The 16,152-nt window shown below is 30.1% G+C and carries 16 protein-coding genes, 1 tRNA gene and 2 pseudogenes; 10 read left to right on the top strand and 9 right to left on the bottom strand.

What is annotated here, in order from left to right; genetic code table 11:
- From GMC_RS21760 to GMC_RS0116265, 5 genes are all read left to right on the top strand, one after another.
- A partial coding sequence (locus GMC_RS21760) for a site-specific integrase (RefSeq protein ID WP_010523147.1) occupies positions 1-1,337 on the top strand: 1,337 nt, incomplete at its 5' end.
- Positions 1,337-2,581, top strand: a complete 1,245-nt coding sequence (locus GMC_RS0116250) for a hypothetical protein (RefSeq protein WP_010523148.1) — start codon at positions 1,337-1,339, stop codon at positions 2,579-2,581. The genes GMC_RS21760 and GMC_RS0116250, both read left to right, overlap by 1 nt.
- A gap of 145 nt (positions 2,582-2,726) precedes the next feature.
- Entirely contained in the window at positions 2,727-3,002 is a 276-nt protein-coding gene (locus tag GMC_RS0116255; RefSeq protein WP_010523149.1) for a helix-turn-helix domain-containing protein, read from the top strand.
- A 5-nt stretch (positions 3,003-3,007) separates the two neighbouring features.
- A complete protein-coding gene (locus GMC_RS0116260) occupies positions 3,008-3,607 on the top strand; it encodes a hypothetical protein (protein ID WP_010523150.1) in 600 nt (199 codons plus the stop codon).
- A gap of 17 nt (positions 3,608-3,624) precedes the next feature.
- Positions 3,625-4,122 carry a hypothetical protein gene (locus tag GMC_RS0116265; protein WP_010523151.1) on the top strand — a complete coding sequence of 166 codons (498 nt, stop codon included), beginning with the start codon at positions 3,625-3,627 and terminating at the stop codon, positions 4,120-4,122.
- 283 nt (positions 4,123-4,405) lie between these two features.
- Here GMC_RS0116265 and GMC_RS23260 read toward each other — a convergent pair.
- Positions 4,406-5,637: pseudogene (locus GMC_RS23260) on the bottom strand (IS1380 family transposase); the annotation flags it as partial.
- A 153-nt stretch (positions 5,638-5,790) separates the two neighbouring features.
- Here GMC_RS23260 and GMC_RS0116275 point away from each other — a divergent pair.
- A complete protein-coding gene (locus GMC_RS0116275) occupies positions 5,791-6,087 on the top strand; it encodes a hypothetical protein (RefSeq protein ID WP_138940662.1) in 297 nt (98 codons plus the stop codon).
- A 465-nt stretch (positions 6,088-6,552) separates the two neighbouring features.
- On the opposite strand, the gene GMC_RS0116280 is transcribed toward GMC_RS0116275, so the two are convergent.
- Both GMC_RS0116280 and GMC_RS0116285 read right to left on the bottom strand, forming a co-directional pair.
- Positions 6,553-7,266 (bottom strand): hypothetical protein, encoded by a 714-nt coding sequence (locus tag GMC_RS0116280; RefSeq protein WP_029489854.1) that lies wholly within the window; start codon positions 7,264-7,266, stop codon positions 6,553-6,555.
- A 66-nt stretch (positions 7,267-7,332) separates the two neighbouring features.
- Positions 7,333-8,151: a hypothetical protein gene (locus tag GMC_RS0116285; protein WP_010523154.1), complete on the bottom strand. Its 819-nt coding sequence runs from the start codon at positions 8,149-8,151 to the stop codon at positions 7,333-7,335.
- A 106-nt stretch (positions 8,152-8,257) separates the two neighbouring features.
- Here GMC_RS0116285 and GMC_RS20180 point away from each other — a divergent pair, with 106 nt between their 5' ends.
- Entirely contained in the window at positions 8,258-8,494 is a 237-nt protein-coding gene (locus tag GMC_RS20180; RefSeq protein ID WP_010523155.1) for a helix-turn-helix domain-containing protein, read from the top strand.
- Here the strand turns inward: GMC_RS20180 and GMC_RS0116295 are convergent.
- From GMC_RS0116295 to GMC_RS0116310, 4 genes are all read right to left on the bottom strand, one after another.
- Positions 8,491-9,552: a CBASS cGAMP-activated phospholipase gene (locus GMC_RS0116295; RefSeq protein ID WP_010523156.1), complete on the bottom strand. Its 1,062-nt coding sequence runs from the start codon at positions 9,550-9,552 to the stop codon at positions 8,491-8,493. The genes GMC_RS20180 and GMC_RS0116295 overlap by 4 nt on opposite strands.
- On the bottom strand, positions 9,545-10,015 hold the full coding sequence (locus GMC_RS0116300) for a type II CBASS E2 protein (RefSeq protein ID WP_238528029.1): 471 nt from the start codon (positions 10,013-10,015) through the stop codon (positions 9,545-9,547). Before GMC_RS0116300 ends, GMC_RS0116295 begins: the two co-directional genes overlap by 8 nt.
- A 4-nt stretch (positions 10,016-10,019) precedes the next feature.
- On the bottom strand, positions 10,020-11,267 hold the full coding sequence (locus tag GMC_RS0116305; protein ID WP_010523158.1) for a nucleotidyltransferase domain-containing protein: 1,248 nt from the start codon (positions 11,265-11,267) through the stop codon (positions 10,020-10,022).
- Positions 11,268-11,765: 498 nt separating this feature from the next.
- Positions 11,766-11,839, bottom strand: a tRNA-Arg gene (locus GMC_RS0116310).
- Between the two features lie 114 nt (positions 11,840-11,953).
- Here GMC_RS0116310 and GMC_RS0116315 point away from each other — a divergent pair.
- The 3 genes and pseudogenes from GMC_RS0116315 (at position 11,954) to GMC_RS20190 (ending at position 14,787) form a co-directional block, all read left to right on the top strand.
- Positions 11,954-12,460, top strand: a complete 507-nt coding sequence (locus GMC_RS0116315; RefSeq protein WP_010523159.1) for an adenine phosphoribosyltransferase — start codon at positions 11,954-11,956, stop codon at positions 12,458-12,460.
- A 164-nt stretch (positions 12,461-12,624) separates the two neighbouring features.
- Positions 12,625-13,056, top strand: a pseudogene (tnpA, locus tag GMC_RS20185) (IS200/IS605 family transposase).
- Between the two features lie 201 nt (positions 13,057-13,257).
- The gene (locus tag GMC_RS20190) at positions 13,258-14,787 is read left to right on the top strand and encodes a T9SS type A sorting domain-containing protein (RefSeq protein ID WP_010523161.1); all 1,530 of its coding nucleotides are present in this window, start codon (positions 13,258-13,260) and stop codon (positions 14,785-14,787) included.
- Between the two features lie 344 nt (positions 14,788-15,131).
- Here the strand turns inward: GMC_RS20190 and GMC_RS0116335 are convergent, their stop codons facing one another.
- Together GMC_RS0116335 and GMC_RS0116340 are read right to left on the bottom strand one after the other, a co-directional pair.
- Positions 15,132-15,695: an IS630 family transposase gene (locus GMC_RS0116335; protein ID WP_094766316.1), complete on the bottom strand. Its 564-nt coding sequence runs from the start codon at positions 15,693-15,695 to the stop codon at positions 15,132-15,134.
- Positions 15,696-15,699: 4 nt separating this feature from the next.
- Positions 15,700-16,020 carry a transposase gene (locus GMC_RS0116340; RefSeq protein ID WP_010523163.1) on the bottom strand — a complete coding sequence of 107 codons (321 nt, stop codon included), beginning with the start codon at positions 16,018-16,020 and terminating at the stop codon, positions 15,700-15,702.
- Positions 16,021-16,152 lie beyond the last annotated feature (132 nt).

Genomic DNA, 16,152 nt, shown 5'->3' on the forward strand with positions numbered 1-16,152 from the left:
TTATGCGTACACCCTTTGTTTCAGAGAAGAGATACTGGATATATAAGACAAATAAAAAAGGTAAGCCTGTAAAATCTCATAAAAAGATTGAAATGCTTAGTGGAGATGCTAATTTAAAAGCGCATAAAACTAAGTTACTTGAATTTAAAGAAAGACTAATTTTATTATTTGAAAAAGATTCTGCAAATGGTACTGTTATTAGTAAAGATTGGCTTAAACAAGCTATTAATGATAGCCATTCAGTTATAGAAGGAGTTAAAAATACCAATACCGAATATCAAAAAATATTAAAGCAACAAGAATTATTAGAGCTTAATTTAAAGCGAAATTTACTTAAAGAAGCAATAACTACCATATATAGTAAATATGCTTCAAATGAAGGGGAATTAAAAAAGTTTAAAACTACATTTTGTTGGATAGAAAAATTTGAAAAATATAATTCTAAAATTTATAATATTTCCGATTTCAATCAACAATTTATAGATTCTTTTAAATCTTGGGCTACGATAGATGAGGGTTATAGATTATCTACAGCTATTAACCATTTAAAAAGAACGAAAAGAGCTATAGAGTATGTTTATTTTAATGATACAGAAGATATTATTAAGGTTCACAAACAATTATCAAATTTAAAATTCACAAGCTCTAATGAATTAGAAAAGGACTTAGAAAAAATTGTTGTCACATTAAATTTTAATGAGTTAGATAAAATTGAGCAATTTGATTTTTCCTATAATAACTCATTACAAGAAGCTCAAAAATGTATTCTAATTGGCTGTGAAACTGGGTTGAGATTTTCTGATTTTAATAAGCTAAATGAAAGTAATTATAAAAGGTCAATTGACGGAATTGAATACTGGGAATTTAAGACCAGTAAAACAAAAAAATGGGTTCAAATAACTAATTCTGATAGATTAAAGTACTTAACTAACAAATATGGTCTACCTAATACTTCGTATAGTGAAAACGACGATATTAGCTTAAATAGGCAAATAAAAAGAGTTTGTTTAAAAGTGGGGTTAAAAGGTTTAGTAAAAGGAGACTTGACTATTTCTGAGAAGTTAGAGGATGGTAATTATAAAAAACGTTTAGTAAGAGGTTTATATCCAAAATATAAATTGATGACTACTCGAACATTTAGACGCTCCTTTGCTACAAACTATTACGGTAAAATTCCAATAAGTGATATTATGAGAGTTACTGGTCATGCAACTGAAAGAATGTTAAGGAATTACATTAATGCTACAGATGATAAGAATATTTCAATAGCATATAAAAACATTAATGAATTTCATAAAAAGAGGCAGGAGGAAATAAAATTAAAGAAAGTTGATTGATGAAAGAGGTTGCATTAAAAATTAAACCAAAAATTGAAGTTTTAGTTGATTCAAAAGATTTAAAATTAATAGAAGTTTACTGTAGAGAACTAAAAATAATTGTTGATGATGCTTATTTTGAAACTCTTGGTTCTCTTGAAAATGCAAGAGTTTTCAAGACCATATTGCATTCTTTTATTTTTGAGAAAATCAGCTATCGAATAAGTCAGTTAAATAATGACTTACCTCCAATATCGGTGGTAAATAGAAAAGGCGTCAGTATAAATGAGAAAGTAATTTTTAATTTAAAAAGCTTTAAAGAGCAATTAATAAGAAGTTATTTACCCGAATTAAATGACTTACCAGAGGTAAAGAAGTTCAAAGAAGAACAAATTAAAGCTAAAAACGCAAAGCGTGACTTTTTGCTTAATCCAAACTATTCATATGAGGGAGATGAATATGTTGAAGAGATACAGTATAAATATTTCAAGAAGTTAATTGATAAAGGTTTTAATGATACAAAACAATTTTTTAAAAATTTGTTCGATACTACTTCTGATAAACAAGATGCAAAGCGGCAACTAACAATGTTGATAGAGGAATTTAATGGTAAGATTTCTCGTTTAGATAGAGCCATTGTTTACTATAACGAAAAACTAAGTTATTTAGGAGAGAACCTGCCTACTGGTGGAATAGAAAACTATGTTACACCTACGGGGGATAAAATAAGTGTTAATTCCCGTGAAAGTAATATTTGGAAAATTGCAGAATTGAGCAACGAGCTATCTAATGATGAGTATTTAAAACAGAAACTGATTGACTTTAAGGAGTATGCTTTTGAGGTCTATCCATTTTTAGGCGAAAAACTAAATGTGAATAGCCATTTGAAAAAAACCGTTTTTGGAACATTTAATTATGAGTTATTACACAACTTATATGATGAGTTTTGTTTTTTCCTTGGAAAGGAAACCTCTAAAGAGAAGTTTGTTGAGGTGTTTACATCATTTGGAAATTACAAAAAAAGTAAAATCAACTTAACTAACGGTATTGGTACTGATTATGGAACTATAATAAGTAAGTTCTATGAGTATTTTGAACATAATAATTTCAAAAGAAAGAGCATTTACAACAGTTGGTGGGCAGATAGATTTACTTTTAATGGAGTAGAAAAAGATATTGATGGAATAGGTAGGATTAAAAGTGCAAAATCAAGTAAAAACACAAGCCAAATTCGACTAATACTTCAAGTATTAGAGCAAAATTAATTACTGACCCCCAATTTCCCCAAATAAAAATTTCAAAATACCAGTAAAATAGCACCTTCACGGGTGCTATTTTTTTTCATACTAAGTTTTAACCCCAAATACCCCAAGTTTTATTTGTGCTATTAATAATTAAAAATAGAATAGTATGAATGAATTACAATTAGTGCAGGTTACACCAAATCAATTATTCGAATTGATTAACCAAAGTTTGAAAGAACAAATTAAAAAGTTAAAACAGGATTTAACTGAAAAACTACAAGAAACTTTACTTACAAGACCCGAAACTGCTGAGTTTTTAAAAATAAGTACAAGTACACTAAGTAAATGGACGAGCGAAGGAACTCTTAGTTCTTATGGTATAGGAGGTAGAGTGTATTATAAACGTTCTGAAATTGAAAAGGCATTAATTAAATTGACATAGGCTTTATGAGAAATAGCGTTTTAATACCTCAACAGTTACATGAGAAAGTAATTAATGCATACTATGGAATGAATGAATTAATACACGAAGTAATGAGTTTGGACTTAATATTTTTTTTGCTTGGATTAATACTTAAAGATTATCAGTATAGTATTGAAAAAGATGATTTCAATAGGCTTTGTTCTTGCCTTTTAAAGAAGTTAAATACAAATAAGTTTAAATACCCTTTACACATAGAATGGATGCAGCATAATGGCTTTATAAAGGTTAAAAACCATAGAAATTTTAAAGATTGTGAAAAGCAATGTAAAGGCTATAAAGTTGAAAATGAATATTTATTAGATATTGATTACAGTAAGGGCATAGGTTGTAAAGAGTATAATTTTATTGATACGGATTTTGTAAAAAAATCTGACAAAATGATTAATAATAGAAAAATTGAGGCTCGAAGCACTACCGAATATTTAACCAAATGGTTGGATAATTATAATTTTAGGATTAATAGCTCTGAAGCTAAGGATTTTGTTGAGGTAGAATATGTAGATAATGATAAACTATCTGAAAAAGAAAGAGGTAAGATTAGAAACCAAAGAAAAAAAGGTTAAGACTTATTGAAAACTTTATGGAAAATCAAGCTGTATTTTCACGAGACGGAAAAGACAATAGATTGCATACTTGTTTTACAAATCTTCCAAGTGATTTAAAACAGTTTGTTTCTTACGAGGGTAAAAAATTAAAGGAATGCGATATAAAAAATTCTCAGCCGTTTATTTTTACTGTGCTACTCCAAGTTTTTATTGGAATTGATAAAACTGCTAAAAATTATCCCTTTTTACAACATAATGGTAAACAAAAAATCAAATACAAAATTAATAGACTAATAAATAATGATAGTAAGGGATATTATAACCAAGAACTATATAAAATAAACATTAATACAATTATAAATAAATGTATTATGTTGCTAAAAACCTTTGAACCTATTGATTTTGTTGATATTTTTAGTTTTGTAGATTTAGTAAGAAGCGGTAAGATATATGAGGAAGTGGGTAATTCCTTATTAGAGAATGGGACAATATGGGAAGTTAATAATAAGTATTGTGTAAAACTTACGAGTTGAGAAAGGAGATTTAATATTACCTAAAATCCGCAGCCATTTTTTTTGTTGTTAGTTTAAGTTATTAATAGCTTTATTTCCCCTAATTTTTAGATTACAAGCGAGATTTTTAAGGGTTATTTTATTTTGGTAAATAAAAACATTTGTCAATTCTTATTTTAGGAATTCCGTGAGCAAAATAATAGCTATCTATTTTTTTATTTTTCAACAATCTCATTTTTAGTTATTTAAATAATTTAATAAAGCGTAGTTATCCCAAGATTGTTCTTGTGAATTAAGTTTCTCATTACAATAAGAGGTGATATTGTTTATTAGTAAATAATTTTAAGACCTCTTGCCTTGCGCGTTTTATCCATTTTGATGGTACAACCATAAAACGATAGATAACCTTTTTTAATCGGAAGTTGGGCTTAATAAAATCTACTTTTTTACTAATGTAGTCTGTCAAAAATTGAAACATATTTCTGCATATTGCCGTTAGTATCAAAAAGACGGTGTTTTGTTCTAAAAAAGAAAAGGGCATTTTCTTCCAATGAAAATCATTGTTCATTTGGTCAAATACACGTTCACTTTCTCCGCGAGCATTATAAAACTCAATAACCTCAAAATCCGTCATTTCGGTTTCATTGGTCATTATAGCTCTGTATTAAAAATCGTCTCCAGTGAATAAATCGCCTTGTGTAGTTGATCTTTTTTCTCTACTTATAAACATATCTGTAGGTCTTTTTTTCTCCGAAAGAGGCGTATTGTATTGATGCAATCTGATAGTTCTTGAAGCCAATTTCAACATCCTGCCATTGGGTTATTTCTTTTATAGTGCCGTAAAGACTGGTGCAACGCTGCACTCGAATAAAGAAATACTCACTATTAGCTTCAACTACAGGAATAACGGTTTTAACAAATGAGCCACAATCCATACGGCTATATTTGGGTTTTATTCCAAATTTTTTAAGAGTATTGTAGGCGCGTTGAAGGGTTTGGTCTTGCTTGTATTTGACATTACTATTTCCATTTCTGTTTTCAATATAAACAGGGTGATTCCCAATGGTGGCAATTCCTGGAAAGTATCCATCGGCTTTTTTGTAACTGCGTTTTGAATCGTATTTAGCTGTGGGTATAAATTGATTGTCGTAATCAAAAATATAGTCTTGATTATTAGGGGAAAGTTGTTTGCAGTGAATTAAAAGTTCAATCCTCAGTTCATTTAACTTCATATTGATATTGAAATCGTGTTGAACTGCTGTCGAGGAAATATAGGTTTGTTTGGTGGTCGCTAATTCTTTTTGCATTCGCAATAGCGTATCTGCTGAACAAACCGAAAAATCTTTTATTTGTTCTAATTCTCTGCGAAAATGTTCTGTAATATCTTCGGCACATTCTCCTCCAGGGAGGGTCAATAGAAAATAAGAACGTATTAAATCACAATAAAAGGGAGTCGATTTTGAACTCCTCGAACCCAAGTTTTTGGTCAATTAGCTGATAGATAGAACTTTTACTAACAATATGATCGGCAAAGCTTTGTGATCGTTATTTTACGAGGCTTGCCGATTATTTAACTTTTTTTGATGCGGATACTAGGTATTACAAGAGGAAAATGAGTTTGAAACTTTAAGAAAATGTGCAAAGAAGGTAGTGTTAAATGCTCTTTACATCAACCCAAAAGCCACTGGAGTGAGAGCTGTTAATGATTTTAAAGCTATGTTTCCTTTGGTATGGAAGATTCTAAATGTAGGAAAGAGTCAGAATTATAAAGATTTCCCAATATTGATGCAGAGAATGGAAGCAAAATGTGTTTTAGATTTTTGTGCAAAAAGAGTGGCAAGAAAGTTTCCCGATATGTTATTAATTACAAGACACGATAGTATAAGCACAACAGAAAGTAGATTTGATAGCTTAAAAACTGAATTTTCAAGTTTATTAAATTCATATTTTGAAGTTGAAGTGAAAATTGGAGATGAAAAGTGGTGACCTTTTAATTATAATATTTTTGACAAAAATTTTTACTGATGAATTTTCAAAATAAAACCTCATATCTCGTAATTGCCGACTGGTCATGAAGTTATTGCATCTGTATTATTTTTTTATGCTCAATTATTCAAGAAATAAGTCTGAAATATGAAATGATTTTAAGTAATTTTTGATGGTTGTGATAAATTTAGTTTTTAGTATGTGGGTTTTTAAAGACTATTTTACTGAAAAAATCATATTCTTCTTAAATAGCCTCCACAAGGCAACTTAGCTAAATTTTCATTTGGTAAAATTCTTGTTTAGTAGCATAAATCAATCTCAAAACCCGAAAATTAATCCTTTTTAATCGTTGTTGTAACTTAAATGTACAAATTCATTGTAATATTTATTTTTCTGCTTATTTCTCCTTAAAAAAAAAGGCTTGTTGCAATAATATAACAAGCCAATAAACATAGGTTTAATTTTTTAGTCAAAATATTCCCAATCAGCATCTTGGTATGTAAGTTCTGATTTATCTTTAAATACAACACCTGTAACAGATACTTTCATTCCTTTTAATAGGAATTCTTTCATTGTATCTTGAGGAACCTTTGTATACATAAAATTTGCAATATCATTATATTCTTCTTTAGTTGAAATCTCAACCTCTCCCTTAAAATTATCAGCAACCTTATCTGTTAATTTTGATTTTTCGTCAAAGTAGGTTGTGTCGTATTCATTCACATATTTATAGTTAATAATGGCATAAAGTACATCCTTATCAAACTCATTATTAAATTTTAGTTTCATTTTTAAATAGCCTTTGTATTTACTTATTGATACAGTTTCAGCGTCTACGAGTTCAACAAACCCCTTTAATTTAGCATTATTTTTCTTCGCTTTTAGTTTTACATCAGATATAGAATCATAATCTTTGGACAAATCTTCTATGGTTTCCTTAAAGGTTGGTATTTTATCCGTTGGAGCACCCATCTTTTTACCTAATTCTACAAAATTTAATAGTGTAGACATATTATCATTTACATATTTTCCTTTTTTAGGTGTACTTTTAAATTGTTCGGTAATAAGCTTAGCAACTTCCTTTAAGTCCTCACTATTCATATTTTTTTCTATAGTTTTTGTACAGCTTGTTACAGAGGCTACTAATATGGATAGTAGTAATAGTCTTGTTTTTGTCATATTGTATATTTAGTTAATTTATTGTAATGTATTGATTTTAAGTGGTTTTTGTTCTGTATTGTAATATTATTTTATCATACAATTTATGTATTCCTGTAAATCCTTTCCGTTTTTTACTTCTTCGTCATAAATGTATAGCCTAAAATCAGTAACTATTTTTTCTTTAAAAAGTTTAATTTCTTCATCGTTAAGTTTGATTGTAGCTTTGTAGTCAAAGTATTTTCCCTTACCCATTTTAACTCTTATAGATTCATTAGGTTTTGAAATTTTAGTACCATCATCAAATAAAATAATTAAACCTTTTTCACTTGTTGAGAATTGCGAACTATTTGCTACTAAGAACATATATATGCTACCATCTTCTTTTTCTCCTGTAGATTTTCCTAAAGAAATTTTCCCAACCGATGGCGAGTAATAAGTTGTTTTGTCCTCGAATTTATCTTTAATAACCTTTATCTCATTGCAGTAGTCTTTAGCCACAGTTTTTTCCTTTTTGACCTCCTTAATTCTTTCTTTGATAATATATTTTGGAGCCCAAGACATCATACCTATTCTGACTTTATATAAGTTTCCAGTTTTATTATCTATTAGGTTTGCTTGAAATTTAAAGTTGTTAGCACTTGTTGAGGTTGACGGGAAATCAACTTTACCAACTTCTTTTATTGTAATATCAGTAAAACCATATTTAATAAAAGTCTTAGGGAACTTTTTCTTCATTGCTTCAATGGTAGTAGAAGGTAAGTCTCCTTGCTTTACTTTTTCAAAGTATTCACCATCATAACTTTCCTTGACTTCAAGTATTTTTTTTCCTGTTGTAGGGGCAATTTGAGAATAAATTGAATTGACGAATAATAAAGATGTTAGTAGTGTAATTATTTTTTTCATAAAAGGCTAATATTTAAAATTATGAAGCTAATATAAGCATTTTGCCGCGTAAACAATCCCTTGTTATCACGGAATAGTATTCAAATTGTAAGCCAATATTTATTATATGGCTACTAAAAAGAAAGAGGTAAACGAAGCTTTAGAATTATTTGGGAAGAAGATTTTTAATCTCAGAAAAGAAAGAAAACTCTCCCAAATGGATGTAGGTGCATTGGTTGGAATTGATAGAGAGAATATTCGCAAATACGAGAAAGGATTACAAGAGCCGAGGTTATCAACTATTGTGAAATTTGCTAAGGCTTTTGAAGTAGATTATAATGAACTATTGTCTCATGGGAGTTAATAAAAGTGATTTTGTAATATGTTAGTTCTATTTTCCTGATAATCAATAGAAGCAAGTTCTGCAAAGTTTTTAATAGTGTTAATATCAGATTCATCCATTTCAATATTGTTTTCCTCATTAAGCAAAACATCTATTCTATCGTAGACGAAATTTGGATTTTGTTCTTCGGATTTATCTATACCTTTATGCATAAGACTGATGTAATTAGCTACGAGTTGTGCTTGGCTTTGCATAAAAAGTTCAATTAGTCTTTTTCTATTATTCTTAAACATCCAATAATGTAGTCCCCATTGTTTTTTATTTCCAATGATTCGTGTAAACCAGCTTTTATACTTTTGAGTTGAATTATCTGTAAAACGTTTATATCCTGTGCCTATTGAAAGTATTTCCAAGTTAGAAATATCGACTTTAAATGCTTTTATAGCTTCAATAAAACCAACTAATGTTGGATTATTTGCCATAACTCCGCCATCAACTTTGTTACTAAAATCTTGATGTATTCCATTGAAATCTGTATAAGATGATGTGTATGGGTCAAAGTAGGTAGGAGCAGCAGAAGTAGCCATTGCAGCTTGATATGCAGGGATGTGTAAGTCTCTTTTTAATGATTTGTGATAAGGAGTTTTTAGTACGCTTGGATTACCCTTCACCAAATCGTAGATAGGGATACAGACGTCTGTTTTGCAATCTTTAAGGCAAGGGTCAATACCATTGTTAATTGATTTGAATTTTTCCCTAACCAAATTTTCTAAAAACTTTCTATCGTGAGATGAATTAAATATTTGACCAAATATAAGCCGCCTCTTATTTCCAAAAATGCTTTTAGCGTTATCTAAATACATATTATAAATTTCTTGTGCAGGTATTCCTAAAGAGAGAGCTAAAGCAATAATGCCTCCTGTGGATGTTCCTGTGATTAAATTAAAATGCTGATATATTTTGGTCTTTCCATCATTTCTGTTTTTTAATTCACTTTCTAACAGCATAAGTAATTTTATAGGGAAGATTCCTTTAATACCTCCTCCATCAATAGACAATATTTTAAATTTCTTACTCATTTTCTGATTTAGTATTATTATCATTAATATATTCATCGTGACCTCCTCCAAGCCAATCCCCATTTATTAACCAAATTTCATAGAAATATAGCCATTCACTTGTCCAAGGGATTATAGTAGAGCTTATAGACATTGTATCATTCCATTCATTATTTGCATAAGTAAATAAGCAAAGCTTTTGCTTTTCAGTTGAATATACATGAGGTAAAGAATTACGTCTTTCGGCTATTTGTAATTTTTCATTAATTACATAAATTTCAATTCCTTTTATTATGCTATAATCAATTTTTATCTCATAAAATTTGCTAAGAGGAGTTGGTTGTAATTTTATTAATACCTGGAAAGAGTTTCCGTCTTTGTTTTTAAATTCTGCATTTGGAAAGGTTTCAGCTATTCTTTTTATTTGAGATTTAAGAGAAATTTTCTTATTCAATTTAGAAACCTCCCCTCTTTTTATCTTCATATATTTACTTCTCATTTACAGAACCTCTAAATTCATGATTTTTAATCTTGATGCCTGAAGTTCCTAATAATCCAGTAGCTTTTGACATACTTAATTTGCCATTTTCTCTAATAATCCTTTTTTTATTTCCATAACTTTTAAAAGCATTGTTAGATATGTTTTTCCCATACATCTTTGTAAACGATTCGTTTAAATTATGTAAACCAACATTATGACTATTTCTTATTTTTTCAAGATCTTTTTCTAATTCGTCAAGCCATTCGTAAAAATATGTTTCTTTTTGAGGTGTGATAGTCCATTTGTCAGCAAAATTTTCTTCATTATTAATAGGGTTTACAACCCACTTTTCTGTTTTCCCAGTTTTGATATTGACTCTATCCTCTATGAATGATTTCATATTGCTTACTATATTAATATATGCGTCAATTAAATTTTCGCTTTTATCATAAGCTCGACTGGCAAGAGTAGTTATTATTATAGAAATAGGTTTGTTTTCAATATCATAAGCGCTATCTGAAAACATAATGTCCCTATGTCTCTTTAGTAATTGAATTACTCTTTTTAACGGAGGCTTTTCTTTTTCAAATTCTCTTAGGGGGTCAACAGCTTCATTTAAAGTCATCATTTTGGTTGAAGAAATTGTAGCTTTTTGTATAAACCATTTTGCGTATCCAAAAGGATTACTTTTCATCCAATAATCAGTATCTATTTCTGTATCATAATTATCTAATTCTTTATCGGTAATTCTAATAGCTATTTTTTTTGTATCCGTATCTTGATAATTATTAAAAGATTCATTTAAAAAAACTGTAAAATTTTCGTCAGCGAATGCAGGTAGTATGTCCATATGGTAGTTTGAGTTGTCAGAATATTTTAGAGTCCAACATCTTTGCCCTCCATCTATGTCTTCAATCATGCTATTATAAGTGTCATGATTTTTTAGGCGATTACCTATGGCATTTTTTAAATCTTTTTGAGTCCAATCGTAAGGTTTGTTTTCAAGTTTACAGACCAAATCAACATCTAAGTCATCTTCTTGATTGATAGGTTTTATCATAGTTCCTAACATAAAAGAGCCTTGAGGTAATATTTTTGGGTTGAATTGATGTAATGGTGAAGTGGGTTTTGATAACCAATCTCCTACGGCTTCGTAACTTTTTACAGCTGCGTCGTATTCTGCTTTAGAAATATCAAGATGATCTCCTAATTCATTTAAAATTTCACTCAGCTCATTTTTGTAATTATTGTTCATATTAAAATAGTTTAATTATACCATTTCATGTTGCAGTAAAATGATAATTAAAGCCTGAGAAAAGAGAATTTTGGTATATCGAAGAAAGGCACTATTTTTGCCCCCACTAAAACAAAGGGTGATCCCTCTTTTACTATAAAGATCACTCTAAACTTAAAAAGTCCTTTCGGTCAGAGGTAAGGGCTTTTTTGTTTCCAATTGATGTTGGTATGGCAATATTAATGCCCTTTATTAATTGTAGACATCTTGTCATTCAGTTGTTTATCTTTTTTATATGTAGGGGATTAACTACATTTAAATTCGATAAAAGACTTAAGTAAACCATTCTTAAAATAAATTTATTAAAGTCATTTTGTCAGAAAAAGATTGTTAACGAAGAATTGGGTCTCTTGTTGGTATGGAATTATTTTTGTTACAAAATCTGTTACAAATAAGAATATTTACAAAATAAAAAAGAGCTAACTCATTATTAATAAATGAATTAACTCTTTTTGTTTGTGACCTCGGCAGGATTCAAACCTGCAACCTCTTGAGCCGTAATCAAGTGCACTATTCAGTTATGCTACGAGGCCGTTTTGATAATTTTGCTGTAACTTTGCTGCTATTGCGGGTGCAAATATAGATTCTTTTTTTAGTTTTACAAAACAATTTTTGTGCATATTTTTACAGAAACATAAAATAAAGCTATGAATTTAGAAACCTACATTCGTGATATTCCTGACTTTCCTAAACAAGGTATTGTTTTTAAGGATATTACTCCAATGTTAGGAGATCCTAAAGCCTTTCGTTATTGCGCAGAGAGTTTAGTGAAATTAATACCGCAACCAATAGATAAGGTAGTGTGTATTGATGCCAGAGGTTTCTTTTTTGGCGGATTACTTGCTGAAAAGCTAAGGGCGGGTTTGGTGCCAGTGCGTAAAAAAGGAAAATTACCCAGCGCTACTATTGAGGAAGCTTATGCATTAGAGTATGGAGATGATACGTTGCAAATTCATATTGATGGTATTAATAAAGGCGATAAAGTATTAATACATGATGATGTTTTAGCAACAGGTGGCACGGCAAAAGCGGTGTGTAATTTGGTAGAACGTCTAGGAGGTGAAATTGTGCAGTGTAATTTTATTATTGAACTTGTTTTTTTAAAAGGAGCAGGGAAATTAAAAGTACCAGTTAAAAGTTTACTCACTTATTAATTTATGACTTTTTTGGTAATAAAAGATCTCCAGTCTATTATTGCTAGCTGAATTTTGGTAGCTTTTACAAGGAGTTTTTGCATCATTTATTGGTCTTAAAAATAGTTAAAACTATGTACTTTAGTGCATTTCGCTTTTAGCTTCTAAAAATTTATCTTCGTATAATGTCTTATCAACGAAGTAATGGTCATAGCGTAAGTCGGTTAACAGTTCACTTAGTTTGGAGCACAAAATACAGATATTCAGTATTGCAAGGAGATATAAAGCAGCGTTGTCGTACAATTTTGATACAGATTTGTTAATCAGAGGATGTCAATATTCTAAAGGGAGTTGTCTCAACGAACCATGTCCATATGCATGTTGAATGCCGACCTTCATTATCGATAAGTGATTTGGTTAAGAAATTAAAAGGAAGAAGTTCTAGGAAATTACAACAAGAGTTTCCAGAGTTAAATAAGCGTTATTGGGGTCGTCATTTCTGGGGTATAGGTTATGGTTGTTGGAGTACTGGAAATATTACAGATGAGATGGTTAATGAATATTTAGAGCACCATCGAAAGCCTAATGATGATGGTTCAAGTTTTATATTAGAATGACTTTCAGTCGTAAAGGAAACTATGGACTTCAAGTCCATAGTGGTTCATTTAAAATCATGAAATTAATGTTGCTATGAAAGAAAAATCTTTCAAAAAAGAAAAAATATTGTATATTTACGTGAAATTTTACGAAAACGTTATAATTCATAAAGTCATAGTAAATTTCTAAAAACTAAACAATTCTTTAATAATAACTAATTTATGAAAAAGCTCTCAAAGTATTTAGTATTAATCATTTTTAGCATTTTTGCATCAACAGCATTATTGGCTCAGCCTGGTGCTCCATCTGGAAAAAAATGGGTACAAGTAGATAAATTATCTGACGAATTTAATAACGGATTTGATGACACCAAATGGTTTAAATCACTTTGGGACTACCCAGGTTTTAGTGGGCACAATCCTACTGCAATGAAAGCCAAAAATGCAGGCGTAACTGATGGTAATTTGTGGATTAGAGCTACAGATGATAAAAGTAAAGCCGACAATGAAAGGTGGTTTGAATCTTGTAGAGTGCAAGCAAAGACAGGGATAAAATTTCCTATGTATACAGAAAGCCGAATTCGAACAGCCCATATTTCTGCCTATAACACTTTTTGGTTGAATAATGGTAATGCTAATGATAGAGATGAAATTGATATTATAGAAAATAATTCAAAACCTTCTTGTGGTTGTCAACCTAATCAACCATGGAAAATGGGATCTCAGTATTTTTTGGTTGAGAATGGTGATGTGGAAAATAGACAAAATGCATTCGATAATAGAAATCTTTCAGCGAATAATCCATTGAAAGGTAAAAAATGGAATGAAGAGTTTCATATTTTTGGTGCTCACTGGAAAGATAAAAATACAATAGATCTTTATTTAGATCGTGAGTACGCAGGTACTTTAAAGTCTACAAGAAATTTCACGAGAGATCAATTCATACAGTGGGATTTGTGGACAGAAGAGGCTAATTGGCTTGGAGGTGTTGCTAATAGAGCAGATTTGTCTAATAGCAATATAAATACGATGTATATTGATTATGTGCGTACTTATGAATTAAAAGATGATGCTTCAAATAATGGCGCACCAATTAATCAAGTGATTTCGTTACGAAAAACAGGAGGCAATAGGGGTTATGTGACCGCCGAAGCTGCAAATAATAGATTAATAGCCAATAGGCCTGTAGCAAGAAGCTGGGAAAGATTTAGAGTAGAATCACACCCCAGAGGAGGTATTGCATTAAAAGCATTGTCAAATAATAAATATGTACAAGTGCCTAATACGGATATTCAAGCATCGGTACGACCAAATGGAAATGGAAAGTTTGCTTGGGAGCAATTTGAATGGAGGTCTAAGGGCAATGGCAAAGTAGCATTAAAAAGTTTACATACCAATAGATGGTTACAAGCAGCTTGGACCGAAGATAACGGAGTGGTAAGAGCTAAAGGAACTTCGGATCAAGGTTGGGAAACTTTTGACTGGCAGGTAGTATCTGGAGCCAAACAATTAACTACGGAAATAGCCTCTAATGATATAATAGTGTACCCTAATCCAGGAAATCAATTTATTGAAGTAAAGGGAACATCAAGTGTTGATGTTCAAGTTGCCGATGTTGAAGGAAAGCTTGTGCCTATTCGTGTAACTAATTCAACTAATTCGATTTTTATAGAATTTGAATTATCAGTAGGCCCAGGAGTATATTTTATTAAAACCGAACAAGGAAAAACAATTCGTTTTGTAAAATTATAACCAGTGATAATAACATAAGTCAGCGCGATTGGTTTTGATATTTATTACCTTTTGTAAATGACATTTTTTAATAGTTATAAATAAACCGAAGTTCTAAAGAGCTTCGGTTTTGTATTGCTTTTTTGGTATGTTTAATCAGTGAATACTAACACAAGTCAGGCTATCGGGGTGTATATCCGTATCCTGTATGTTGCCACTAGCATAATGTTAGCTGGAGCAGGGAGAAAATATACTGTATTCCTCTATCGGAAATTTTAAAATTACAAAACCTCAAAGCTTTTAAAACTTAAGGTTTTATTATTTATATATTAAAAATTGAAAAGATTCTATTATACGCTTTTAATTTAATATTTCCGCATAAAAGCATTGATATAATGGTGATTGCTAGTAATTGATTTAATCAATTCTTGATCCATACCTTTCGTAAATTCGTGTAGCCATTCTTTGATTTTTTCTATTGAATCAAAACAAATGTTTTTATACTTATCTTTTATATATTTCCATACTTGTTCACAAGGGTTTAGTTCAGGAGTATATGGAGGTATTCGAAGTAAGTGTATATTATCAGGTAGATGAATATTTTTGGTTGAATGAAAACCTGTATTATCAATTACTACAATTTTATATTCGTTAGGTTGATGTTTCGAAAATGCATGTAAATATTTTTCAAACGCTTCACAATTGACTTGTTCTATTTCATATACAAAAGCATCCCCATCAATAGGAGAATAACTACCATATAGGTAAGTATTCTTAAATTCTTGTTTGAAATTAACAATAGGTTGTACTCCTTTTGCCGCAATAATGCTCCCAAGATGGGTCATCATTCTATATCTTGATTCATCTTGAAAATATAGATTCACATACGGAAATTTATCTCTATTTAGACTAAGTATAACTTGATTCAGGTAATCAGGTAAGTTTTAAAAAATCAACTTTAGCTTCTTCTGATTTTTTAATATGAGACTTGCGAGGTTGTTTGATTTTTGTTCCAAAAAATTCAATCATATAATTGCGTAAAGTAGCATACTGAATAGATGTTTCAAAAGTATTGTTTACCCACTGAAGAGCTTCAACATAACTGCTAAAACCTAAACGAGGATCATTTAATCTTTTTTCTAATTCTTCATGAATTTCTTTATTCACATGACGGGTACGCTTTTGTTTTTCTTTAACTGGAATTAAAAGTCCTGCTAACCCCTTGTCGCGATAATCTTTTAACCACAATTCCATAGAACGAATATTATAACCTAAATGAGAAGCTAATTCACTGCGCTTTTTAAAACGCGCTTCTTTTATGTGGATAAGAGATTGTAAACGCAGAATATTTTTAGGATTATCTTGTTTGCGTAATAATGATTAGAG

The organism is Aquimarina agarivorans, from assembly GCF_000218485.1.
Classification (GTDB): domain Bacteria; phylum Bacteroidota; class Bacteroidia; order Flavobacteriales; family Flavobacteriaceae; genus Aquimarina; species Aquimarina agarivorans.

Coding starts and splice junctions, on each gene's coding strand:
- GMC_RS0116250 (WP_010523148.1), top strand. CDS start 1,337: ATGAAAGAGGTTGCATTAAAAATTAAACCAAAAATTGAAGTTTTAGTT.
- GMC_RS0116255 (WP_010523149.1), top strand. CDS start 2,727: ATGAATGAATTACAATTAGTGCAGGTTACACCAAATCAATTATTCGAA.
- GMC_RS0116260 (WP_010523150.1), top strand. CDS start 3,008: ATGAGAAATAGCGTTTTAATACCTCAACAGTTACATGAGAAAGTAATT.
- GMC_RS0116265 (WP_010523151.1), top strand. CDS start 3,625: ATGGAAAATCAAGCTGTATTTTCACGAGACGGAAAAGACAATAGATTG.
- GMC_RS0116280 (WP_029489854.1), bottom strand. CDS start 7,266: ATGACAAAAACAAGACTATTACTACTATCCATATTAGTAGCCTCTGTA.
- GMC_RS0116285 (WP_010523154.1), bottom strand. CDS start 8,151: ATGAAAAAAATAATTACACTACTAACATCTTTATTATTCGTCAATTCA.
- GMC_RS20180 (WP_010523155.1), top strand. CDS start 8,258: ATGGCTACTAAAAAGAAAGAGGTAAACGAAGCTTTAGAATTATTTGGG.
- GMC_RS0116295 (WP_010523156.1), bottom strand. CDS start 9,552: ATGAGTAAGAAATTTAAAATATTGTCTATTGATGGAGGAGGTATTAAA.
- GMC_RS0116300 (WP_238528029.1), bottom strand. CDS start 10,015: ATGAAGATAAAAAGAGGGGAGGTTTCTAAATTGAATAAGAAAATTTCT.
- GMC_RS0116305 (WP_010523158.1), bottom strand. CDS start 11,267: ATGAACAATAATTACAAAAATGAGCTGAGTGAAATTTTAAATGAATTA.
- GMC_RS0116315 (WP_010523159.1), top strand. CDS start 11,954: ATGAATTTAGAAACCTACATTCGTGATATTCCTGACTTTCCTAAACAA.
- GMC_RS20190 (WP_010523161.1), top strand. CDS start 13,258: ATGAAAAAGCTCTCAAAGTATTTAGTATTAATCATTTTTAGCATTTTT.
- GMC_RS0116340 (WP_010523163.1), bottom strand. CDS start 16,020: ATGGAATTGTGGTTAAAAGATTATCGCGACAAGGGGTTAGCAGGACTT.